Annotated in this window: 13 protein-coding genes; 7 read left to right on the top strand and 6 right to left on the bottom strand. The window is 63.0% G+C overall.

Going from position 1 to position 23754, the window contains the following annotated elements:
• The first annotated feature begins 76 nt into the window (after nucleotides 1-76).
• Complete coding sequence (gene katG, locus D3242_RS03300) at nucleotides 77-2275, top strand: catalase/peroxidase HPI (protein WP_064986469.1); 2199 nt, start codon at nucleotides 77-79, stop codon at nucleotides 2273-2275.
• A 72-nt stretch (nucleotides 2276-2347) separates the two neighbouring features.
• Here the strand turns inward: katG and D3242_RS03295 are convergent, their stop codons facing one another.
• Nucleotides 2348-3025, bottom strand: a complete 678-nt coding sequence (locus D3242_RS03295; protein ID WP_019860000.1) for an MIP family channel protein — start codon at nucleotides 3023-3025, stop codon at nucleotides 2348-2350.
• A 301-nt stretch (nucleotides 3026-3326) separates the two neighbouring features.
• Here D3242_RS03295 and D3242_RS03290 point away from each other — a divergent pair, with 301 nt between their 5' ends.
• The 6 genes from D3242_RS03290 (at nucleotide 3327) to D3242_RS03265 (ending at nucleotide 9269) form a co-directional block, all read left to right on the top strand.
• The gene (locus D3242_RS03290) at nucleotides 3327-4616 is read left to right on the top strand and encodes an RsmB/NOP family class I SAM-dependent RNA methyltransferase (RefSeq protein WP_064986471.1); all 1290 of its coding nucleotides are present in this window, start codon (nucleotides 3327-3329) and stop codon (nucleotides 4614-4616) included.
• 75 nt (nucleotides 4617-4691) lie between these two features.
• Nucleotides 4692-5144, top strand: coding sequence for a TspO/MBR family protein (locus D3242_RS03285; RefSeq protein WP_064986472.1), 453 nt, complete (start codon nucleotides 4692-4694; stop codon nucleotides 5142-5144).
• A 96-nt stretch (nucleotides 5145-5240) separates the two neighbouring features.
• Entirely contained in the window at nucleotides 5241-5699 is a 459-nt protein-coding gene (locus tag D3242_RS03280; RefSeq protein ID WP_023686843.1) for a PaaI family thioesterase, read from the top strand.
• The gene (locus D3242_RS03275; RefSeq protein ID WP_038644938.1) at nucleotides 5699-6364 is read left to right on the top strand and encodes a 5'-methylthioadenosine/S-adenosylhomocysteine nucleosidase; all 666 of its coding nucleotides are present in this window, start codon (nucleotides 5699-5701) and stop codon (nucleotides 6362-6364) included. Before D3242_RS03280 ends, D3242_RS03275 begins: the two co-directional genes overlap by 1 nt.
• 55 nt (nucleotides 6365-6419) lie before the next feature.
• Nucleotides 6420-7982: a glutamine-hydrolyzing GMP synthase gene (gene guaA, locus D3242_RS03270; RefSeq protein WP_010914447.1), complete on the top strand. Its 1563-nt coding sequence runs from the start codon at nucleotides 6420-6422 to the stop codon at nucleotides 7980-7982.
• Nucleotides 7983-8714: 732 nt separating this feature from the next.
• Nucleotides 8715-9269, top strand: coding sequence for an Lcl domain-containing protein (locus D3242_RS03265; RefSeq protein ID WP_069091483.1), 555 nt, complete (start codon nucleotides 8715-8717; stop codon nucleotides 9267-9269).
• Nucleotides 9270-9505: 236 nt separating this feature from the next.
• On the opposite strand, the gene D3242_RS03260 is transcribed toward D3242_RS03265, so the two are convergent.
• From D3242_RS03260 to D3242_RS03240, 5 genes are all read right to left on the bottom strand, one after another.
• Nucleotides 9506-10114, bottom strand: a complete 609-nt coding sequence (locus tag D3242_RS03260) for a hypothetical protein (RefSeq protein ID WP_147377449.1) — start codon at nucleotides 10112-10114, stop codon at nucleotides 9506-9508.
• Nucleotides 10115-10181: 67 nt separating this feature from the next.
• Complete coding sequence (locus D3242_RS03255; RefSeq protein ID WP_064983507.1) at nucleotides 10182-16640, bottom strand: RHS repeat-associated core domain-containing protein; 6459 nt, start codon at nucleotides 16638-16640, stop codon at nucleotides 10182-10184.
• 25 nt (nucleotides 16641-16665) lie between these two features.
• Nucleotides 16666-19506 (bottom strand): leucine-rich repeat domain-containing protein, encoded by a 2841-nt coding sequence (locus D3242_RS03250; RefSeq protein WP_064983505.1) that lies wholly within the window; start codon nucleotides 19504-19506, stop codon nucleotides 16666-16668.
• Nucleotides 19507-19571: 65 nt separating this feature from the next.
• The gene (locus tag D3242_RS03245) at nucleotides 19572-21695 is read right to left on the bottom strand and encodes an RICIN domain-containing protein (protein ID WP_064983504.1); all 2124 of its coding nucleotides are present in this window, start codon (nucleotides 21693-21695) and stop codon (nucleotides 19572-19574) included.
• 19 nt (nucleotides 21696-21714) lie between these two features.
• A complete protein-coding gene (locus tag D3242_RS03240; RefSeq protein WP_147377448.1) occupies nucleotides 21715-23742 on the bottom strand; it encodes a hypothetical protein in 2028 nt (675 codons plus the stop codon).
• Between the last annotated feature and the right edge of the window lie 12 nt (nucleotides 23743-23754).

Raw genomic sequence — 23754 nt, 5'->3', positions numbered from 1 at the left:
CCAAGATGGTGCGGCCGACCAGCCCGCACCCAAAATCCTGGCAAGATCAAAACTCGGCAAAAATCGGAGACTGAAGATGGACGCGAACACCGATGACAAAAGCGCGGGCAAATGCCCGGTTGCGCACGGAGCCGTTGGCAGGACCAACCGCGACTGGTGGCCGAACCAGCTGAACGTCCAGATCCTGCATCAGCAGTCATCCCTGTCTGATCCGATGGGCGAGGCGTTCGATTATGCCGAGGAATTCAAAAGCCTCGACCTCGACGCTGTCATCAAGGACCTGCATGCGCTGATGACGGATTCGCAGGAATGGTGGCCGGCCGACTTTGGCCATTACGGCCCGCTGTTCATCCGCATGGCCTGGCACAGCGCAGGCACCTACCGCATCGCCGACGGTCGCGGCGGCGCCGGGGCTGGCCAGCAGCGTTTCGCGCCGCTCAACAGCTGGCCGGACAACGTCAACCTCGACAAGGCCCGCCGGCTCTTGTGGCCGATCAAGCAGAAATATGGCCGCAAGATCTCCTGGGCCGACCTTCTGATCCTCACCGGCAACGTCGCGCTGGAATCGATGGGCTTCAAGACCTTTGGCTTTGCCGGCGGCCGCGCCGACGTCTGGGAGCCCGAGCAGGACGTTTACTGGGGTCCCGAAGGCAAATGGCTGGCCGACGAGCGCTACAGCGGCGACCGTGACCTGCAGAACCCGCTCGGCGCCGTGCAGATGGGGCTGATCTACGTCAACCCGGAAGGGCCGAACGGCAATCCGGATCCGCTGGCCGCGGCGCGCGATATCAGGGATACATTCGCGCGCATGGCGATGAACGACGAGGAAACCGTAGCCCTCATCGCCGGTGGCCATACGTTCGGCAAGACCCATGGTGCGGGCGATGCGAGCCTGGTGGGTGTCGAACCGGAAGGCGCCGATATCGAGCAGCAAGGCCTTGGCTGGGCGAGCAAATTCGGCACCGGCAAGGGCGGTGACGCCATCGGCAGCGGTCTGGAAGTCATCTGGACGACGACGCCGACCAAATGGAGCAACAACTTCTTCGACAATCTGTTCGGCTTCGACTGGGAGCTGACCAAAAGCCCGGCGGGCGCGCATCAGTGGACGCCGAAGGGCGGTGCCGGCGCCGGCACGGTGCCGGACGCACACAATTCGGCCAAGCGCCACGCACCCTCCATGCTGACCACCGACCTCGCGCTGCGTTTCGATCCCTCCTACGCAACGATCTCGAAGCGCTTCCACGAGAATCCGGATCAGTTCGCCGACGCCTTCGCCCGCGCCTGGTACAAGCTGACCCACCGCGACATGGGCCCGGTCGCCCGTTATCTCGGCCCGTTGGTTCCGAAGGAAGAGCTGCCCTGGCAGGACGTCATCCCGGTGGTCGATCATGTGCTGATCGACGAGCAGGATGCCGAAGCGCTCAAGGCCAAGATACTGGCTTCGGGCCTGTCGGTGTCGCAGCTGGTCTCGACGGCGTGGGCGTCGGCCTCGACCTTCCGTGGTTCGGACAAGCGCGGCGGCGCCAATGGCGCGCGCATCCGCCTCAGCCCGCAGAAGGACTGGGCCGTCAACCAGCCGGCCGAGCTCGCCAAGGTGCTCGACAAGCTCCAGACGATCGCCAAGGACTTCAACGCCGCACAGACCGGCAGCAAGAAAGTCTCGCTTGCCGACCTGATCGTTCTCGGCGGCAACGCCGCGATCGAGAAGGCCGCGAAGGCCGCCGGCCACAGCGTCGACGTTCCCTTCTGGCCGGGCCGCATGGACGCCTCGCAGGAGCAGACCGACATCCACTCCTTCGCGCCGCTGGAGCCGACTGTTGACGGCTTCCGCAACTATGTCAGCGGCAAGCAGCGGCTCACCGTCGAGGAAGCGCTGGTCGACCGGGCGCAGCTGCTGACGCTGACGGCTCCGGAAATGACGGTCCTCGTCGGCGGCCTGCGTGTTCTCGGCGCCAATGCCGGGCAGTCGAAGCATGGCGCGTTCACCAAACAGCCGGAAACGCTGAGCAACGACTTCTTCGTCAACCTGCTCGACATGGGCACCGAGTGGAAGGCGACATCGGACGCCAAGGACGTGTTCGAAGGCCGCGACCGCAAGACCGGTGAAGTCAAGTGGACCGGCACCCGTGCCGACCTGATCTTCGGTTCGCACTCGCAACTGCGCGCGCTGGCCGAAGTCTATGCGACGGCGGACGCCAAGGCGAAGTTCGCGAAGGACTTCGTCGTGGCCTGGACCAAGGTGATGAACGCCGACCGTTTCGACATCGCCGGCTGATCCAGACAAGGCTCTATCCAACAAAAAAGGCGCGGGCCGTGGCCCGCGCCTTTTGCATTGAGGCTCTCGAGATCAATCCTTCTCGAAGATGCGTGCCTTGGCGACGACACCAGCGATGGCGCCGCCGATCAGCGGGGCGACGATGAACAGCCAGAGCTGGCTGAGCGCTGCACCGCCGGTGAACAGCGCCGGGCCGATGGAGCGGGCCGGATTGACCGAGGTGCCGGTGACCGGGATCATGGCGAAGTGAATGCCCGCCAGCGTCAGGCCGATGACCAGACCGGCAAATGCCGTCGAGTGCTTTTCAGCGGTAACGCCGAGGATCACCGTGACGAAGGTGAAGGTGCCGATCAGCTCCCACAGGAACGCCGAGCTCATGCCCCATTTGGCCACATCCCAGCCATTGGCGCCAAAGTTGGTGATGGGTTCGCTGGCCTTGCCCGAGACGATGATCCACAGTGCCAGCGAAGCCAGGATGGCGCCGATGATCTGCGCGATCCAGTAGGGGATGACGTCCTTGGCCGGCAGCCGGCCGGCGAGGAAGACGCCGAGCGTCACCGCCGGATTGAGATGCGCGCCCGAAATCGGGCCGATCGCATAGGCCGCGGCGATGAGGCCGATGCCGAATGCCAGACCGATGCCTTCCTGACCGAGCGGCAGCGCGCCGCCGAAGCCGCCCGTCACCACCGACGCCGTGCCGATGAACACCAACAGAAATGTGCCTAGAACTTCCGCCAGATAAGTTTTCATTGCCCTCTCCTCGTAGCGATCCGCCGGTTCGCGTTTTCCGCGCCGCGAATCATAGCGTGAAGAGTATTCCCAACGGAAAAACTTGGAAAGCAGAGCGGTTGCGCCACAGGCCGTGCTTGCAGTCGCCAGTTGCGAACATTAGAGACCTTGCATTTATTGGTCGATCTGCTGTTGCCGGCCCGCGATATTTATCGATCGGAAGATTTCAGGCGACCTCTTCGTCGCGTGACGCAGCGGGGTTCAATCCGGACGCGAAAGGCTCTAAGAGCAGGCGATAAATCTTGATTTGATGGAATGATCAATGCGACTGGGCGGACGGCTGGCTGCGGCCATCGAAGTGCTGGAGGACATCGGCCGGCGGCACCGGCCGGTGGCCGATGCGCTGAAGGATTGGGGCCTGTCACACCGCTTCGCCGGTGGCGGTGATCGCGCGGCGATCGGCAACATCGTCTACGACGCGCTGCGCCACAAACGTTCCGCCGGCTGGCTGCTCGGCGAGGACACGCCGCGCGCCGTCGGCTTCGGCGCATTGCTGCTCGAATGGGGCCAGACAGCGCAGTCGCTCAACGACGCACTCGATGGCGACAAGTTCGCGCCGCCGCTGCTCAGCGCCACCGAGATGCAGACGATTGCCGGTCGCCGGCTTGCCGACGCGCCGCCCGCGGTGCGTGCCGACATACCAGATTGGTGTGAACCGCTTTTCGAACGGGCTTTCGGCGAGGCATGGGTCGGGGAGGGCGCGGCGCTGGCGACCCGCCCGCCGCTCGACATAAGGGTCAACACTTTGCAGGCCGATCGCGCCAGGGTGCTCAAGGAACTGGCCGATACAGGGGCGCAGGCCACGCGGATCGCGCCGCTCGGCATCCGCATTCCGCCCATCGACGGCGACGGCAGGCACCCGAACGTGCAGGTCGAGCCCGCCTTCCAGAAAGGCTGGTTCGAGGTCCAGGACGAGGGCTCGCAAATAGCGGCAACACTTGCCGGCGCCGAGGCCGGCATGCAGGTGCTCGACTTCTGTGCCGGCGCCGGCGGCAAGACATTGGCGCTGTCGGCTGCGATGGACAATCGCGGCCAGATCTTTGCCCATGATGCCGAAAAGGCGCGCCTTGCGCCAATCTTCGATCGCATCCGCCGCTCAGAAAACCGCAACGTGCAGGTCGTCACCAAGCCGGTCGAACTCGCTCCGCTCTCCAATCACATGGACATCGTGCTGGTCGACGCGCCTTGCACCGGCAGCGGCACCTGGCGGCGCCGTCCCGATGCCAAATGGCGGCTGACGCAAAGGCAGCTCGATGCCCGCAAGGGCGAGCAGTCGGCGATCCTCGATGCCGCACGAGCCTATGTCAAACCCGGCGGCCTGCTGGTCTACATCACCTGCTCGGTATTCTCCGAGGAGAATGACGAGCAGATCGCCGCGTTCCGCGAGCGCAACAGCCGTTTTGTTCCGGTGGACCACCGCGCGTTGTGGGATCGCTATTTTCCGGGCCACGAGGCCGCAACGCGGATCGGCGCTGGCGGGGATATATCGCTGTCCCCGGCGCTGAGCGGCACGGACGGGTTTTACTTCTGCGCCATGCGCAACGTGAGTTGAACGCTGCCGTTGACAGGTAGCGATCGTGCCCCAGTTGCAGTTGCGCGGCGCCGTGCCGCCACTGGGGTGGGATTCTTGAAGAAATATCTGTCGCTGCTGCTTTTCCTTGTCATGGTGCTCGGTGGAGGCCTGCTGATCGGCTATGCCACATTGCCGGGCGCCTGGTATGCATCGCTGGTCAAACCGCCCTTCAATCCGCCCAACTGGGTATTTGGGCCCGCTTGGACACTGCTCTATGTGCTGATCGCGATAGCCGGCTGGCGGACATGGAGACGAGAGCCGACGGGAGCGGCAATGAAGGTCTGGGGCGTCCAGCTCATCTTGAATTTCGCATGGTCGCCAACCTTCTTCGGCGCAAAAATGATGGGACCTGCCTTGGTCGTCATCGTCTGTCTCCTCGCCAGCATCGTCTTGTTCATCGCCAGCGTCTGGAACCGTGACAGGCTTTCCGGCTGGTTGTTCGCGCCTTACGCGGCCTGGGTGGCCTTCGCCACCGTGCTCAATGCTTCGCTTCTGGGGTTGAACTAGCTGCTTCAGATCGTTTTGTTGCAGTGCAGCAAAAGCATTTGCCTGCCGCGCGTGCCTCTGCGATAAGCTTTCCCGGCAAAACTGAAGGCAATTGCGATGGCAGCAAAGATCGTACCGGCCCCGGACTATGAGGATCGCGTCAGGGCGTCGTTCGCGCGCCAGCAGGCAATGGCGACGATCGGCGCCGAACTGACGCTGGTGACGCCCGGCATCATCGAGATCGAGATGCCCTATTCGGCGGCACTGACCCAGCAGCACGGCTTCCTCCATGCCGGCGTCATCTCGACGGCGCTGGACTCGGCCTGCGGTTACGCGGCTTTTTCGCTGATGCCTGAGAATTCCGGCGTGCTGACCATCGAATTCAAGGTCAACCTACTGGCGCCGGGCAGGGGCGAACGTTTCCTGTTCCGCGGCTCGGTGACCAAGCCCGGCCGCACCATCATCGTCGCCGACGGCCAGGCCTACGCCTTCGCCGCCGATGGCGAGGCCAAGCTCATCGCCACCATGACCGGAACGATGATGACGGTGGTTGGGCGTGACGGGATTGCTGGGTGATGGCCAACGTTACGCGAATTGGCGGCAAGGACGTCCTCTTCGTCATGGCGGCGCAGGCCGAATATGGTTCGCATCTGCAAAAACTGTTCACACCGCTGATGACGGGCGTCGGTCCGGTCGAGGCAGCCGTCCGGCTGGGTGCGGAACTGTCCTGGCTGAAGTCGCAGAAGGCGTTGCCGGACCTTGTCGTCTCGCTCGGCTCAGCCGGCAGCCGGACGCTGGAACAGACGGAAATCTATCAGGCCGTCTCGGTCAGCTATCGCGACATCGATGCCTCGGCTTTGGGTTTCGAGAAAGGTGCGACGCCGTTCCTCGATCTGCCGGTCACCGTGCCGCTGCCGTTTCGTATTCCTGAAATCAGACAAGCCACACTGTCGACCGGCGGCGCCATCATCACCGGCGCTGCCTATGACGCAATCGCGGCCGACATGGTCGACATGGAGACCTTCGCCTGCCTGCGCGCCTGCCAGCTGTTCGATGTGCCCCTGATCGGGCTGCGCGGTATTTCTGACGGCGCTGCCGATCTCAGGCATGTCGGCGACTGGACCGAATATCTTCATGTCATCGACGAAAGGCTGGCCGACGCCGTCATGCGCCTCGAACAGGCGATCGGCTCGGGTCTGCTGCGGACGGCTCCGTCCAACGACCAGGCCAGACCAGTCTGAAAGTCAGGCTACGCAACCCATTGCGTCGACTCATTTCTTTCTCTAAACGCTCGCCATGAAAACAGCCAATCATCCCGACACCGTCCTGATTGTCGATTTCGGCAGCCAGTTTACGCAGCTCATCGCCCGCCGCATCCGTGAGGCCGGCGTGTTTTCCGAGATCGTGCCGTTCCAATCGGCCGAAGCCGCGTTCAAGCGCATCAATCCCAAAGCCGTCATCCTGTCGGGCGGCCCGGCTTCGACATCGGATATCGGCAGCCCGCGCGCGCCGCAGATCGTCTTCGATGCCGGCGTGCCGGTGCTTGGCATCTGCTACGGCCAGATGGCCATGTGCGTGCAGATGGGCGGTGTCGCCGAAAGCTCCAACCATCGCGAGTTCGGACGCGCTTTCGTCGAGATCGAGAAGGACAGCCCACTGTTCGAGGGGCTGTGGGCGACCGGCCAGCGCCACCAGGTGTGGATGAGCCATGGCGATCGCGTCATTGCCTTGCCGCCGGGTTTTCAGGTTTTCGGCAAGTCGGAAAGCTCGCCTTTCGCCATTTTTGGCAATGTCGAGCGCAAGATGTACGGCATCATGTTCCACCCCGAGGTGGTGCACACGCCCGACGGCGCCAGGCTGCTCCGGAACTTCGTCCACAACATCGCCGGCATCGAGGGCGACTGGACGATGCGTGCCTATCGCGAACACGCGGTCGAGGCGATCCGCAAGCAGGTCGGCAAGGGCAAGGTCATCTGCGCGCTGTCGGGCGGTGTGGATTCCTCGGTCGCCGCGCTGCTGATCCACGAGGCGGTCGGCGACCAGCTCACCTGCATCCTCGTCGACCATGGCCTGATGCGCAAGGATGAGGCGGCGGGCGTGGTGGCAATGTTCCGTCAGCATTACAATTTGCCGCTGATCCTGGTCGATGCCTCGGAAAAATTCATCTCGGCGCTGGAAGGCGAGGTTGACCCCGAGAAGAAGCGCAAGACCATCGGCCGGCTGTTCATCGAAGTGTTCGAGGAAGAGGCCAAAAAGCTCGGCGGCGCCGACTTCCTGGCACAGGGCACACTCTATCCCGACGTCATCGAGAGCGTCTCCTTCACCGGCGGCCCGTCGGTGACCATCAAGTCGCACCACAATGTCGGCGGCCTGCCTGAGCGCATGAACATGCAACTGGTCGAGCCGCTGCGCGAACTGTTCAAGGACGAGGTGCGGGCGCTGGGCAAGGAGCTCGGCCTGCCCGAAAGCTTCATCGGCCGCCATCCGTTCCCAGGTCCTGGCCTTGCCATACGCTGCCCGGGCGGCATCACCCGCGAGAAGCTGGAGATCCTGCGCGAGGCCGACGCCATCTATCTCGACGAGATCCGCAAGGCCGGGCTCTACGACGCCATCTGGCAGGCCTTCGCCGTGCTCTTGCCGGTGCAGACCGTCGGTGTGATGGGCGATGGCCGCACCTACGAATTCGTCTGCGCGCTGCGCGCCGTCACCTCGGTCGACGGCATGACGGCGGACTTCTACCACTACGACATGGCCTTCCTGGGGGCCGCCGCCACCCGCATCATCAACGAGGTCCGCGGCATCAACCGCGTCGTCTACGACGTGACGTCGAAGCCGCCTGGTACGATCGAGTGGGAGTAGGGGTTTAGCGCAGTTTGGAGTACTGCGACGTAGTTTTTCGCAGAAAAAACAATGTTTTGCGGCTCATTTCATTCACCATCGGACCTATGTTGCCAATCGAAGTCATCGACTACCTAAGCCGCTGATTTTTATGGCTAGTGCGAACCAGGATTGCGCTGAAAGTGAAGGCTACTAGATCAATTTGACGGTACTTTTCATGTGCTGCTTGATGTCCGAGAAAAAGTACCGTCGCAGGTTTCCGCTCCTGACGGTACTTTTCTATAGGTCAACGCTTTGAAATATATATGGAAAATGCCTTTCGCGTGACGTTTCCTCGCTAACGGTGCTTTAGCACGTTCCTCGGCCAGGGTCCCTCGGCTCAGTCTGCTCTCGTCGAGGTAGAAAAATTCGCTACAGCAAGTGGAGGGCAGGCCATTTTGAGATGCCCCTAGGTTAAGCAAAGCCAATAGGTATGAGTTGCCGGAACCCAGCTGCCTACCGGCTGGTTGCCTGCGGTCTCAACCGGGGGGCACCGCGGCCTGCAACGCGTCGCGGCCAAGTCGAGCGGTGGCTTCCAAGTTGCCGCCCGGCGCCAATTTGCAGAGGAGACCTGCGGAGCTCCAACTCATTCCGGGGCAATGACGTTAAGTATCGGGAAGTGACAGGACTTTCAATTGTTCGCCGCTTCAAGTATACTTGTTTGGTTGCCACGTCGAACGCCCGTCATGATGCCAAACCAGCGAGGAGGAAGGCATGTTTCGGATCGCGTCTCTTGCGACTTTCAACACGGCACTTGCGCTTTTTGCAATGTTGTCAGTGCCGCCATCCCAAGCCGAACCATGTGGCACAGTCCACAAACTGACCCGCCAGCCGCTGAATGACCAGAATTTCTGGCTGCTTGCTGAACATGACGGCAAGGCCTTCGTCGACCAGCGCACATGCCTTGTCGCCAGGCTGGACAGGGTTGATCAGCCGCTCACGCTGAGCGATGCGATGGGGCACTGCGCCACCCTCGGACAAGGCGGTCCGAACGGCGACATGGGCTGGCAGCTTCCGACGATGGCGGAACTGACCAGTCTCGATTCGGCGGACTGGCCAAGACAGCATGATGCGTTCGCGCAATACAAGCTGCCACCGCTCGCCCGCAGCGAAACCGATTACTGGACCCGCACTGAATGGCCTGGGGCGGCAGGCTCCTTCGCGGTCGTCACGTTCAGCGCACGCACGACTGTGGTGCATCCGCTTGAAGCGACCAACAAGGCCGGGGTATGGTGCGTCTTCGGAATGCCGGCCACAGGCGTGGAGTAGACACTCTTACGCCAAGTCGCCTTTGGGCAACCAAGTCTCCTTCAGGCATCAGACAACCGCCGCGGTGGCGCACCCAGCGGGCAGCTCGCGCTCGACACTCGCACCCGGGCAAGTCGTGACGGAGCCCCAGCTTTCGCGATGTGATGCCTGGCTGCTCAGCGGCCAGGCCGCGAAACAGAGCGACCGTCCAGCTTGCCTTCACCGGCACGGCCATTGTGCCTAAAAGTCTCAGCCGCCTACCGCAGATCCAGCTGCAGCAGGCCGCTATAGTCCTCCGTCGTCAGGAAGAAGCCCTCGTCGATCGCCTTGGCCTTGAAGGCAGAATCGTTGCCCAGATCCCGGAATTCCGGCTTCAATGTGCCTGACGCGTTGAAGTAACGATCGCGAAAGGCCGCCCGATCAAGCTCGGCATAGTCTCCGCCCTTGCCTGCGACCGTGCAGGATTTCAGTTCGGTTTGGTCGGCGGCCTCCGCCGGAAACGACGCCCTGGCGAAGTCCATCGGCCCGATGCCGGGCGCGATGCCCCTGGGATTAGAGGTCACGCATCGGACGGTCGCGTCCGGGCCGGCGACAGACAGGTCGAAATAGGGCGGATTCAATCCCTTCGCCGCGAGGTAGGCGAAGCCGCGGATGCGGTTAACCGCCTTCAACGCTTCCACGTCTCTTGTTTCGAGCATGTCATTGCCGATTTTCACCCCGCCGGTGGCGCCGAGTGTGGCCATCTGTTGCTGCAGCCAAGCCGGATCGCGGTTGATCCATGTCAGGAAATCGAGCGGCACGGCCTGCGGTTCCTTGAGTTGCTTACTCATGGATTGGGCCGCCGCCGCTGCCGCAAACAGGAGCACGAAACCGGCAAGGATCGCCGGGAGCTTCGGGAGTCGTCGCATGTCAAAGTCTCCATCCTTGGTTCGGTTACCAATGGACGCGCGGCTTAATGCCGAGCATGTCGCGCAGCTGGTTCTCCGTTATGTCGTCGGGTCGACGTGTGCCGCCGACACCGATGGTACGTGCTTCCTCGTTGCGATAAGCATATGGCTTGCCATCGAGGCCTATGTAGGGCGCATCGCTGAACCCCGAATGCTGGCCGGCCATGCGGTGCGTTGCGTGGATTTGCTCATGGCCGAGCACGATGCCAGGATCCGCCGGATTGGAGGCAGTCGTTCCAGAGGCCTTGTCGAACTCGACAGACGTGCGCGTGCGTGACGTAGCCGGGTCATAGCCGATGATCACGTCGCCCTTCGTCGTTTCCGGGTTCACCAACGGATCCTTGTTGCGGGCCGCGGTGACGCCCGGCTCGTTCTGGATCGTCGTGGTTTGCGGGTCGGCGATGACCCGGTGCATCAGGTCGCGGCCGCTGTCGAAGGAGTTGGATCCGACAAAGAAGTTCTTCACGTCCAGCCACGCGCCGTGCAGCCAGCTTTGAGATACCTCGCCAGTCTTGCTGTCGACGCGTGCAGTCGGATCGATTCGCTGGATGTCCTCTTCGACCTGCCTCCGGTAGGCCGCGTCGCCGGCGACGATCTCCTTCAGGCCGGTCGGGTCGATGAACGCCATCGGGTTGTTGTTGGCGTAGGCAAAGAGATTGCAGGACGTGGAATTGCCGGTACACTTCTCCGGATCGCCGACATAAAGCGGATCGGGTGAAATGAACCGCCCCAGCGCCGGATCGTAGTAGCGGGCGCCGTAGTAGTAGAGCCCGGTATCGTCATCGAGATACTTGCCGGTGAAACGATGGTGGGTTTTCTCGCGCGGCAACTCCGCTGCCACATCTGCCAGGTGGCTGGCCCAGGCAGAGGCCAGCGTCTCCGGCTTGTGTTCAGTGCCGTACGCCCTGTAGAGCATCTGCTCGACGGGAACGCCGTCGGAGGCGATGACATAGTCGCTGCTCTCGATATGATCCTTCAGATAGTAGAACCATTTGCCGGTGCCGTGTTCGAGACGAACGAGCTTGCTGGATGCGATGTTGACGTAGCTCTCCTCGCCTTTTGGACCGATCTCGAACGTTTCAACCGGGTAGAGGTAAAGCTGCTCGGGCCCTGATCCGTCGGTCGGGATGACCTTCTTATAGAGGCGGCGCCCCGTCTGATCGTAGCCGTAGAGCACTTCATGGGTCGCCGTCTGGGCTCGGATCAACCGTCCGTTGATGTCGAACACCGTTCCGGTCAAGGTCGGCGATTTCGCAAGTTGGGCGAATCCGTCAAAGGAGTAGGGCTTCGATGCGCTGCCGGCCGGGATGAGGTTGGTCGCGGCGCCGGTCGACGGCGCTATCGGCGCGCCGGGCTCGAGCTCGTCGTTGCGGGCAAACGTTCCCGCCGCCGAATAGGCGAATTCCGCCTGCTGGCCGTAACGGTCGATCCGCACGAGTTCGTTCTTGAAATTGTAGTGGAACGTTCCCGACCGGTCGACATGTCCGTCGCTGCCCGCGCCTTGCGCCAACGCGTCGACGATCTGGGTGATCGAGCCGTTGCCGTTAAAGGTCATGCTCAAATCCTGCAGCGGTTTGCCGCCGGCCTGCGTAACGATGTGGGTGAGGAACAGGGTCGCTGGGTCGTAGGTCATCCGGGTGAATGCGCCCAGACGATAATCGACCCGCTCGATCCGCGATTCGGGATTGTAGGTGATATTCTCGATGATCTTCTCCGGTCCCGAAAAATCGGGATGCGTGACCGTCACCGACCGCAGGTTCTTGTCGGGCCCCAGCGCGAATTTCGACGCCAGGCCGCGCGGACCTTCGGACGAATCGATGCGGCCATCCAGCGTGTGATGGAAATGATCGGCGTATTTCGCGCCACCGATCTCGACCTCGTTGGTGACCATCCGGCCGTTGGCATTGTAGGCGTAGCGCTGGACGGCGTCGAACGCGCCATTGGGATCGTGAATGATCACCTCGGTCGTCTTGTCGAGAGGCAGCGCTATCGGCGTTTCGAAGCCGGCCGCTGAGGCGACCTGAACGGCGCGGTCATAGCGGTATTCTAGGTGCACCACGCCATCGTTCACCTCGGTCAGCTTGCGGTTGAGGAAGTCGTAGGTGAAGGTCTGGACCGACGTTTCGCCATTGCTGCCGACCCGCCCGATCACCGATTGGCGACCGCGCGCATCGTAGAAAGCGTAGCGGTCGCCCATTCCCGGGATCGACTGGAATTCGATGTCGCCGACGGAGTTGTAGATCAGCCGCCGCGGCGTCGTCTCGCCCGGCAGCCAGATTTCGCTCAGGTAGCCGAAAGAATCGCGCACGAAGCGGGAAATATGAACCGTGCCGCCGCCATTGCTGGCGATAGTCGCGGTCACGCCGTTCTCGTTCCTCAGCGAATACTCGCTGCTTTGAACGGCGCCGTCGAACTGGTCGTTGTAGGTCGTGACCGTGAGCGTACCCCAGGGTCGGAAGGTCATGTCGGACGTCTTGCCCGACGGATGGGTTTCGCGGACCATCCGGCCGGCTGGGTCATAGGTGTAGGCATTGCCGACTTCGTGATCGGGGCGCGGAACGTCGCCAAGATCGAACACCTTCTGCAGGTTGAGATCATCAACGCCGCCGAAGCTGGTCACCACAAAGGGCGTCCAGCGGAAGATCTGCTTCTCATTGCGGTTGTAGAGCGAGAAATTATTGACCCGGACCCCGCCTTCGGCGACGTTCTCCAGGTCGGCGACCTTTTCGCTACGCGCGTCATAGGCGGCGAGGTCCGCGATGAACTCGCTCTCGCCTTCCGGCGTCTCGGCGGCGCTCGCATAGCGGCGGCGCGCCGTCAGGATGAGCGACGGCAGCCCATGCTCGCCGATCTTGTAGGTGTAGAAGCGTTCGGCGCCGTCCGTGGCGGTTTCCCGGGTTTTGCGGCCGAGGGCATCGTAGCTGTTCGTCACGACCATGCCCAAGGGCGTGGTCGTCGTTGCCACCGCGCCCTGGCGCGGCCCGTCATAGGTCATTTTCGTCGTCTGATCGAGTTCGGCCGCACCGCCTGACGGCTTGGTGTAGCTGAGCGTCAAGGTACCGGTTGGGTCGTAGATCGCCGACTCGGTGATGCCGAGTTCGTCGGCGATCGAAATACTGTTGCCGAAGAGATCGTAACCCATGGTCTTCGCCAGCTTGCGGCTGGCGTTGCGGAACTGTTCGAGCGCGGGCGGCAGAGCGCCAAGTCCCGACAGCACTTCCAGGGTTCGCGACCCCATCCGACCGCCGGAATTTGGCAGGTAGGTGAAACTCTCGCGGCTAAGCAGCCGGGTCCCGGCCAGGATGCGCTGCTCGGACGCCGCGTTGACGATGCCGAGCGCCGCCAGATCGGCGCGCGACTGGGTGTAGTCGGTCTGGGTCGTCCGGCTGAAGCCAGGAACCGTCAGGTTCTCCGGTCCCGGAATGTCGCGCACCCTGACCGTCTCCGACGCAGGCATGTTGAATTCGTCAAAACCCGCATAGGTCTGGGTCTTGACCGGATCCTTGCATTCGGGATCGGCCACGTCCTGCTGTTCGGCCTCGCCGGCGGACTCGGTCAGCGTCTCCTTCACCTTCCTCAGATAGGACGAGCCGTCGCCACGCGGAAATGCCTCCCACACCGACGATTCGCATTTCAGCATCATGCCGGTCGTCGGTAGCTTCTGGCTGCGCGTGGCGGTCGACAGCGAATGCAGCGCCGCCGACGCCGGATCGAGCGTTTCGGTTGTCTCCGCGCTTGCAACGAGCGTCGCCTCGGGCTTCACCTCATAGGTCTTGCGGATCTTCAGTTTGCCGGCGAGGTTCAGGTCGGCTGCCGCTTCGGCGAAGGTGTAATACTGTTCGCGATCGAGGCTTGAACGCTGCGTGACGCGCTGGCCGGCCGCGTTCTCGTCGCCGTAAGAGACCTTCTCGACCTCCGAGAAGCCGATAAAGCGGCGATTGATCACGTCGTAGAATGGATTGTGGTAGAAATATTCGTCCGTCTGCACCTGGGCGCGAACCTGGCCGGGTATGCCCTGCGACGTGACGAGTTGCTTGGCGACGACAACGGGGAAATGCAGGTTGCGCGTCGGCTGGCCATTGGCGCGGTCGCGCAGCATCTCGTCGATCGAGGTCGCATAGCGGATGTCGTGCCGGCGGCCGGAATCGAAGTCGACGACCGTGAGCAGGTTCGCCTTGACGAGTTGCATGGTCGCGGTTCGGTTGAAGTCGATGATGACGACGGGCTTCACCTCGTCGCCGGACGGTTTCTGGAATACGATTATTTCGCTCTCGCCGTCGCCATCGATGTCAGCGACGCGCGAGGCGAAGGTCTGCGTCGACGTGCCGAGTTGAACCCGCAGATTGAGCGCGATGCTGAGCGGATCCTTCAGGTAAGTCCCGTCGCCGAAGCCGAGCCAGATGCGCATCTGGTCGGTGCGCTCGCCCATCGACGCGAAATCGATGATGCCGTCGCCATTGGCGTCGATGTACCACATCGTGGCGAGGTTATCGCCGGGCTGCATGCCGCCAATCTTCGAGAAGGTGCCGTGACCGCAGACCGGATCGTTGATCGCGGCGTCGCCAAACAGCAGCGCATTCGGGTCCGTCGAGAAGATGTTGCCCTGGTTCTCGTAGAGGCAGAAGCCTTGGTCGGCTGGACGGATGACGACGAGGTCGGGCAGCCGGTCGCCGTTGATGTCGACCATCCGCACATTGTTGCGGCCGAGGATCTGGCCGTCCTGGCTGTTGAATGGGAACGCCTTGGTCAGCGCGCCGAAATTGACGTTGTAGCCGCCATCGGCCTGGCGCCGGGTGAGATTGAGGAATATTCGCCATTCGGTGCGGCCATCAGCGTTGAGTCGCGTCGTGACGATGTCGGACAGGCTGTCCATATTGACGTCGGCGAAGCGGCCGTTGCCGCCCGCGAATGTCGTCGGCGAGACGCCGGGCAGCGGGATCGAGCGGCCGAGATAGGGGAAGGTCCCGTCGGCCTTGCCGTCATAGACGTGCATCAGCCCGTCTTCGATTTCGACGATGTCGACGAAAATGTCGCCAAGGATGTCGGCAAAAGCGAAGCGATTGTCGGTGAGCCGGGGCGCGATCTGGCGCATCAGTCCAGCCTCGGTCGGACGCGACAGCACGAGCTGGGTTGTGTCGCCGAAGGCGCTGTTCAGGTCGCCGCTGCCGAGATGCACGGTCGCGCCGTCATCCTTGGTCTGCACGATGTCGACCAGGGCATCCATGTTGAGGTCGGCCAATTCGAAATTCTGCGGAGGGATGTCGCCGGCGAACGCCATCTTCGGCGCTTCGAACACCACGGGGCGCGACGCCAGTTCGGCGCTTGTCCACGACGAATAGCCGAAATGGATGTCCGGGAACTTCAGCGTCGATTGAGCCAGCGCCTCGCCGCTGGTGTCGCCATAGCGGTAGAGCACGCGCAATTGGTCGAGCACATTGACCGACTGCGTGTCGATGAGCGGCGTCAGGTCGGCCTGCGCCTTCGCCAGGCAGTCCGGATGCGCCCGGACGACGAACTTCGAGGTGTCACTGGTGTCACGGCCGACATACCCCATGCACCATTGGGCGTAGACAGTGTCCTTGAACTTGGCCGTCACCTTGCCGTAGAGTCGCGCGTTCTCTTGTTTGCTGCCATTGGTGTGGCTGACGAGCGTCGACTGCGTCTCGATCAGGTCGAACTGGTAGCTGCTCTGGCCGCCAGCGAAGCTGGTCTTCGTCAGATAGCTGCGTCCGCCGAAACGCTGGTAGTCGTAGCGGACGGCTTCGCGGTTGGCGTTGAGCTGCAGCACCAGCGGCCATTTCGTCACGTAGGGCTTGGCTATGTCGAAATTACCTTCAGCCACCGAAGGGTCGCCGCTGAAGATCAGCCGCGTTCCGTCGGCGTTGGTCACCTCGAATCCGGAGGGGATGGTGTCGGTGTGCAGGCCGCCTGACAGGTCGAGCGAAATGACGTCGAACGCGCCGGTGTGGTAGAGGATCTTGACGAAATCCTCGGCGTATTCGGGCTTGTATTCCCAGACGCCGTTCTGGTTGCCGAGGAAGACGAGCCGCGTGCCCATGTACGATAGGCGGGAGAAGAAATCGCCGCCCGGTTTGGTGCCGGGCACGGCCGTGCCGAGATCGTCGTTGACGACGATCGCCTGGGTATTGAACTGCCAGCCGATGCCTAGCCCGTTGCCGGTATCGCCCGCGAACTGGCTGTAGGTGAGGCTCATTTGCGGCCCGAACTGGCCGCGCGTCGGCAGCGTGGGTAGCGGCAGGGTGAAGTTCGCCGATCCCGTGTTGTTGTTCAGCGCGAAGCTGCCTTCCTCCTGCGTGACTGTGCCGCCCGCAGAGGGCAGCTGCACGATCGAGGTCGCGGATTTGTCTTCTGCACGGGCCGGGGAGCCAAGGACTGCGGTGGCGGCGGTCAGGGCTGCGAGGGCGGTAAGGGTCTTTGCGAACATGGGACTACCTCTCCGTATGCAGGCATTACTGATGAATGATCGGGCTCACGATGACGTGCGGCTGAAGCTGCAGGCAGTTGGGGCGCGGACAGACGACCAAAGGCTGGACGGCAATCTCGTCGAGCAAATGAATGTTGACATCCAGGATGCGCAACGGCTCGCGTTTGCAGGCTTCGGCGACTTGCGGCGCCAGCGGTTGCGGGAAAGAGCAGATCGGATTGTTGCCGAGATAGGACTTTCCGATCACCGTATTGATGTGGGCGAAGTTCTCGATCCGGTTGCCCCTCAGATCGACGATCGACAGCGCTGGAAGCGAGCCGAGCGGCAGCGCATTGAAGACCCGGTTGTTGCGTAGATCGACATTCGACAACGCTGGCATGTTCGACAGATTGCCGACATCGGTGATCTGGTTGTCGTTCAGATAGATGTATTTGAGCCCGCTCGAGCCGAATCGCGGGATTGCCGACAGCCGGTTGGTGGCGAGGTTCAGTTTCTGAAGTCCCGTCAGCGAAGCGATCGGGGACACGTCGGTGATCACATTGTCGAACAGGTTGAGTTCGCCCAGCGCCCGGAAATAGACCACGGGGTTTACGGCGATGATCGACTTCTTGTTCAGCGTCAGGCTGCTCAGTGACTGCGCCCAGTTTTGCGCAGCGCTGCAATCGGCGCTATCGACGTGGTCGGCCTGCATGCGGCTGTCGAGTGCCGCCATGAAGCCGCGCACGTCGCCGAGCGCAATCGAATCGAACCGGTAGACGATACAGTACTCAGCGAAGCTGGCGTATTGCAGCGGCAGATTGCGCATGCCGGCGTCGTCGAGCAGCGGCAGGTCCGCCAGCGGCGTCACGGATTGCACGTGCGTGTTCGAGAAATAGAGCTTTGTCAGCTTGTTGAGCACCCCGATGCCGATCAGGTTCGACAGTGGATTGCCCTCGATGTTCAATTGTTCTAGGCGGCGCAACTGCAACACGCTCTGGATCGACGGGATCTGGTTGTTGCGGATCCAAAGCTTCGTCAGCCCCGGCACCGCCGACAACGCCGAGACGTCGGACAGCTGGTTGTCGGACAGGTCGATGGAGGTCAGATTTCCCATCACCGGGAAGAGCGAGACGCTGGTCAACCCGCGGTTCCTGGCATCGGCGAACTGGCGTGAATTGAGATCGTCATAGGCCTTGCCGCAGACGGTCTTGCCAGAGATCGACAGCAGCGCGTTCACTTCCGCAGTTTGCGCGGGCGTCAGAAAGTCGGTCTGGTTGCGCATCAGGCACGCCGACAGGAAGTCGTTCGCCTGCACGGGATTGTCTGAAAGATCGAGACTGATCAGCCCCGACAGCGCTGCCAGCGGCCTGACATTGGCGATCGAATTCTTCGACAGGTTGAGCGTGCCGAGATTAGTCAGGCCGGCAAGGGGCGAAACGTCGGTGATGGCATTGCTTGAGAGGTTGAGCGAGGTGAGCTGCGGCAAGGTGGCGAGCGGACGTAGGTCGCTGACGATCTTCGACGACAGGTCGAGCGCGGTGGTCGCCAGCAGCTTGTTGCCGACCGCCAGGCAGGTCCCGCTACCCTCCAGCTCGACCATGGCCCGGATGGTTTGCCCAAGCGGAGTCGCCGCGTCGCGGTGCAGCACGCACAGGTCGACGAAGCTCTGCCCGCCATTCGCGACGATGGGATTGCCGCTGAGGTTGATGGCCAGCGTCGAAGGGAAGCTGCCGAGATTGGCGAAGGTCTCGATCTTGTTGTTGGCGAGGTTGAGGCTGGTCAGGCCGCCGAGCGCGCTGAGCGGATCGAGCATATCGCCCGTGAGGCCATTGTTGGCGATGGACAGGATCGAGAGCGCCTGCAGGAATTGCAACGGCTCAAGGCTGGCGATCTTGTTGTCGTCGAGCGTGAGGTTCGTCAGCAACGCCAGCGCCGACAGCGCGCGGATGTCGGTGATGTCGTTGTCGGAGACGTCGGCCCGTGTCAGCGCGGTCAGCGGCGTCAGCGCGCTGATGTTGCTGATGTGATTGCCGGAGATGTCGAGGAAGGTCAGCGTTTTGAGCTTGGCCAGCGGCCCGGGGTCGGCGATCGAGTTGTTGGCGATCGACAGGCTGGTGAGGTTCTTCAGCACTGCAATCGGCTCGAGCGACTGCACGCCCTTGCCGTTCAGGTTCAGCGTCGTGATCGATTCCAGAAAGGTCTGTGCGGCGGCGCAGGCTGCGGGGTTGCCGAGCGCCGAGACCCCGCCGGGCGTTGAATCGAGCACCGCCATAACGGTCGCCGTTTCAGCCGGCGTGCGGTCGCCCTTGACACACCATTTGGCGAAGGTCGTCGGATTGTCGACCAGCGGCGCGCCGGAGAGGCACGCGATGGTGTGGATCTTGCCAGCGAAGAATGGCGTGGGGTCGGCATTCAGAGCCTGATCGAGATTGAGCTTCAGCTCGGTGACCAGCGGCGCGCAGCCGGGAATGTAGAGCCGGTCGGAAAATGTCGTCGCGCCGAAGTCGGAGGGGAATTGCAGGTAGTAGACAAGGCCGCTGCCATTGTCGTTGGCGAACACCTTGATCGGATATGTCTCGCCCGCAGGGCACAGCAGCGGATTGGCGGCCGGATCCGCGGCGACGATCGCGCTGTCGACGGCGGTCAGCACCTCCGAAGGAACTGTCGCGAAGCCAAGTCCACGGATCACCGCTTCCTCGTCCGCCTGGTCCCTGCAGCGGATGCGATAGCCACGCCCTTCGGAGATAAGCAACGGATAATGCAGCCGGTTCGCCTCCAGTGTCGGATCCTCGAACAGGACGACCTTCGGCTCGTCCGCGCGAGCCATGCCAGTCCCGGCGGCCACGAGCACGACCAGAACTAGGAGCAATTGGGCGATGCGGTTCATCTTGTGTCTCCTTTCGAGGCTCAGGCTGATCGACAAGGCTCAATCAGCCCGAACCGCTGGCGGCGCTACCTCTCGTCCGCCGCCTTGATGGTCCAATAGCTCGACGGATCGCGGTCGCAGTTGAACTGAAGGGCCGGGATGTTGTTCAAGTTGCTGACTCCGCCGGCAATCGTCAGGCACTTGCCGGTCTGGACGTTCTCCGCCTGAACGCCGTCGCGGGTCTCGACCAGGTTCCAGCGGCGCGAAGGATCGCTGTCACAGTTGAACTGCAGGGCCGGGATGTTGTCTTCGGTGCTGATCCCGCCGGCAATCGTCAGGCACTTGCCCGTCTGGACGTTCGCCACCTGGGAGCCGTCGCCTGTCTCGACCAGCCTCCAGCGCTGCCATTGACTGCTGCCGTTGCAGTCGAATTGCACCGTCGGTGCGTTGTTGTCGGTTCGTCCTTCCGCAACCGAAAGGCACCTTTCGGTTTGTCGGTTCACCAACATGACTTCGGGGTCAGCCGCCCGGATGCTCCAGAAGCGCGACGGATCCCGGTCGCAGTTGAACTGGAGGGCAGGGACGTTGTCATCGGTGCTCACCCCGCCGGCGATGGTCAGGCATTTCGCCGTCTGCACGTTTTCAGCCTGGAAGCCATCGCCGGTCGCGGTCAGCTTCCAGCGCCGCGACGGATCCCGGTCGCAGTCAAATTGAAGGGCCGGGATGTTGTTGCCGGTGCTGACCCCACCGGAAATCGTCAGGCATTTTCCGGTCCGCACGTTCTGCAGCTGAAAACCGTCATCTGTCTCGACCAGTTTCCAGCGACGCCACTGGTCGCCGTCGCAGGTGAACTGGACGGCTGGCGCGTTGTTGTCGAGGCGCCCCTCGGAAACAGCCAGGCATTTGCCGGTCTGCATATTGGCCATCACCACGTCTCCCTCCTTGATCGTCGTGATGCAGGCTTCAAAAATCTTGCTGGTGGCCGTGGTCGATTGCTCGGGTCGACTGATGCAGACCGGATTGCCGTCCAGCGAAGGATTGAACGGTAGGATGGCGCTGACGGACTGCGCCGTGGCCAGGCGGTTTGCGCGCAGGTTCGGAGCGGCGAGTTTGGTCAGGCTCATCAAGGGACGCGCATCCGTGATCCGGTTCTTCGACAGGTCGAGCGCGGTGAGCTCTTGCAGAAACCGCAGTGGCGACACGTCGACGATCTTGTTGCCGGCCAGAACCAGCCGTGTCAGCGCCCGTGCCGAGGCGAGCGGCCGCAGGTCGGCGATCTGGTTGGAACTGAGGTCGGCGTCGGCCAGATCCTTCATCACGGCCGCCACGTTGATGTTGCTGATCCTGTTTCGCGACAGATCGAGAAAGGTGAGCTTGGTCAGCTTTCCCAGATCCCGCGTGTCGGCAATTTCATTGCCCGACAAGGTCAGGCGCGTCAGATGGGTAAGCGTCGCCAGCGGTTCGAGGTTTGTCAGCCGTCGCCCGGCCAGGTCGAGTGTCGTACTCGACGCGAGAAAGTCCTGCGCGCTTGCGCACGCCGCCGGATTGCCAAGAGCGGAGGCACCGCCAGGTGTCAGCTCGAGCAGTTCCTCGACCGTCGTCTTCTGGGCCGGATCAAGGTTATCCTTGATGCACCAACTGGCAAAGGTCGTCGGCCGTCCGACAAGCGGCGGTCCCGCGACGCATGCGATGGTATGGACCTTTCCGGCGAAGAATGGGGTGGGGTCGGCGTCGATCGCCTGGTTGAGGTTGAGCGCCAGTCCCTCGACCAAAGGCGCGCAGCCGGGAATGTAAAGTTGGTCGGAAAAGGATGTTGACCCGAAATCGATCGGGAACTGCAGGTAGTAGACGATACCGCTGCCTCCGTCGTGCGCGAAGACCTTGATCGGGTAGTTCTCGGCGGATGGACACAACAGCGGATTGGCGGCGGGGTCGGCGGCGACGACCGCATTGTCGACGGCGCTCAGCACTTGCGATGGCACGGTGGCGAAGCCTAGTCCGTGGATTACCGCCTCTTCGTCCGCCTGGTCGCTGCAACGGATGCGGTAGCCGCGTCCTTCGGAGATGAGCAGGGGATAGTGCAAGCGAGTGGCGTTCAGCGTCGGATCCTCGAACAGGACGACCTTCGGTTCCTCGGCACGGGCAGGACCTGCGGTGATCGCCGCAAGCAGCGCCACCAACAGGAGCAGCGATTGGGCGATTCGGGTCATCTGGTTTTCCCCTTCCGCTCTATTCGACCAGGCTGAAGTGGCCTGGCCCGCAGGCTTGGCTGGTGTTGTCGTGTGCGATGTCGTTGCCCGGCAGCAGGAAACTGGCGCTGGAGGCGCTGTCGGCGAAACTGACCGCGCAGCGGAAGCCGGACACCGTAGAGGTGGTGAAATTCGCCGACGAACCGCGCTCGAGCTGGATAGCGGAGCCGACCGCAAGGCCCGCCGCCGTCGGCGCGAGCCCGTCCGAGCGGCCCGCCACGACCGCCCCGCGCAGCACCAGCGGATTGGCTGCGGCGATGTCGGTGAAGTCCATCCGCATCAGGCTGTCGGAGGTGAGCACCGCGCCGAAACGCGCGCGGACGAGGGTGGAACGGACTGGCGCTTGTGCCGAAATCAGCAGCCGCGCCCGAACGCCCTGGATCGCCAGCATGTCTGCTTCAACCCTGAGCCCGCGCGCATAAAGGTCGGCCAGGCACAGCGACGCGCCGCGCGCCATCGGCGACAGTCCATCCGCCACGGTGCCGATGGTCACATCGTCGAGCGCGACCGCGCCGTTTTGAGCGATCACGGCAACGACCTCATCCGTCGCTTGATCGGCAGCCCGCGATAAGTCGATCCGCTCGAGTTCGAGCCGCGACAACCCGTCCGCGACGATGATCACCCCGGTGGCGGACAGGATGCATGACGACGTGCCGGCCGGCACCCGGTTGGCGGTGCCGACGAGCCGCGTGCGGGCGACGCCGGGGGCCGGCGCCATATGCACCGTCTTGAACGGCAGTCCCTTCAAGATCAGTGTCTGCGGCGTCTTAACCGATGCGGGCAGTTCGAGCCTGAGATTCGCCCGCCCTGCGCAATCGCCCTCGGAGGAGAATTGCGCCAGCGTCAGCGTGCCGCCATCATTGATGCGGCGAACGCACGTATCACTGGCCGACCCTCGACAGTCGAAGCTGGTACCCGGCGGTGGAGCGGCGGTCAGCGCGCGATCCGTCTCGCCCATCCAGTCGCCAATGCCGGGGGCGGAGAGGCCGAGCGCCGATGTTAGAAGCGGGCAACCCGTGAAGGATAGCGCCCGCCCTTCCGCGAAAGTCCAGTCCAGTCGCGCATTGCCGAGGGGGTCGAGCGAGGTGATGGAGAGGCCTGCGGACAGCGGCGACAGGCCGAGGTCGATGCCCGGCTGCGCGAAGGCCGCGTGCTCGCGCTGATAGCCATCGCAGTTCGACAGACACAGGTCCACGAAGGGCGCCGAACGAAGCGCCGCTACCGCGTCGGCGCCGAGCAGGGTTACCGCCTCGGCCTCGGCGATACCGAAGAACGCTCGCAGCTTCGTCTCCGCCGCTTCGGCTGCGGCCGCATCGGCGATGATGTCGCGCGTAGCCTTGCCGTCGAGGCGCGCAATCGGCAGGTAGGAGGGCCGAGCGCCTTCGCCCGGTGGCGTGTAGCGCACGACATAGATCGTGTCGCCGATGCTTTCAGCGCTGAGGAAGGTTTCGAACCGGTGCAGGCTCCAGCGGGCCACGCTCGCCGCCGCAATATCCGATAGGCCCCCGAGATCGCCGCGTCCGCAATCGAGTACGAACGGTGTCCCGACATTGGGCGGCGCGGCAAAACCCTGGAGTACGCCCGGCAGTTGCAGCCGCTCGCGGATGGCAAGTGCCGCTTTGATCTCTGCGCAGGCGGTGGGCACGGCGAAATAGCCGGTGCCCGAGGGGGAAGGGAGATAGTAGTTGCCGGATGCCTCGACATCGGCCCAGATAGCGGTCGTCGCCTGCCAGTCGATATTGAACGCCGTCCCAGGACATGGCAGCCGAGGCTGCGCCCCAAAGCTGTTTTCAGCCTGAAGCTTGGCGAGCGTCGCCTCCGCGACGAGAGCGGTGTCGGGCAGGTGCAGCAACCTTTTCGCCTGACCCGCGCTGGAGCAGCCGGCGAGTTCCACCGCCTTGCCGTCGAAAAGCGCGACATAGACGTCGTTGTTCTGGTCGGTGACGAAAGCGGCAAGCTGCGGCTCGGCGCGGGCCACTGACGCGCCTGCGAGGATTAGGGTGAGCAATACGACCGCCCG

The organism is Mesorhizobium jarvisii, assembly GCF_003601985.1.
GTDB classification, from domain to species: domain Bacteria; phylum Pseudomonadota; class Alphaproteobacteria; order Rhizobiales; family Rhizobiaceae; genus Mesorhizobium; species Mesorhizobium jarvisii.
Note: the sequence above shows the minus strand (reverse complement) of the source record. Positions and strands in the feature narration are given on the sequence as shown.

Bases quoted from the DNA above. Each gene is read 5' to 3' on its own strand.
- katG (WP_064986469.1), top strand. From the start codon at position 77: ATGGACGCGAACACCGATGACAAAAGCGCGGGCAAATGCCCGGTTGCG.
- D3242_RS03275 (WP_038644938.1), top strand. From the start codon at position 5,699: ATGGCCAACGTTACGCGAATTGGCGGCAAGGACGTCCTCTTCGTCATG.
- guaA (WP_010914447.1), top strand. From the start codon at position 6,420: ATGAAAACAGCCAATCATCCCGACACCGTCCTGATTGTCGATTTCGGC.
- D3242_RS03295 (WP_019860000.1), bottom strand. From the start codon at position 3,025: ATGAAAACTTATCTGGCGGAAGTTCTAGGCACATTTCTGTTGGTGTTC.
- D3242_RS03255 (WP_064983507.1), bottom strand. From the start codon at position 16,640: ATGTTCGCAAAGACCCTTACCGCCCTCGCAGCCCTGACCGCCGCCACC.
- D3242_RS03245 (WP_064983504.1), bottom strand. From the start codon at position 21,695: ATGACCCGAATCGCCCAATCGCTGCTCCTGTTGGTGGCGCTGCTTGCG.
- D3242_RS03250 (WP_064983505.1), bottom strand. From the start codon at position 19,506: ATGAACCGCATCGCCCAATTGCTCCTAGTTCTGGTCGTGCTCGTGGCC.
- D3242_RS03265 (WP_069091483.1), top strand. From the start codon at position 8,715: ATGTTTCGGATCGCGTCTCTTGCGACTTTCAACACGGCACTTGCGCTT.
- D3242_RS03280 (WP_023686843.1), top strand. From the start codon at position 5,241: ATGGCAGCAAAGATCGTACCGGCCCCGGACTATGAGGATCGCGTCAGG.
- D3242_RS03290 (WP_064986471.1), top strand. From the start codon at position 3,327: ATGCGACTGGGCGGACGGCTGGCTGCGGCCATCGAAGTGCTGGAGGAC.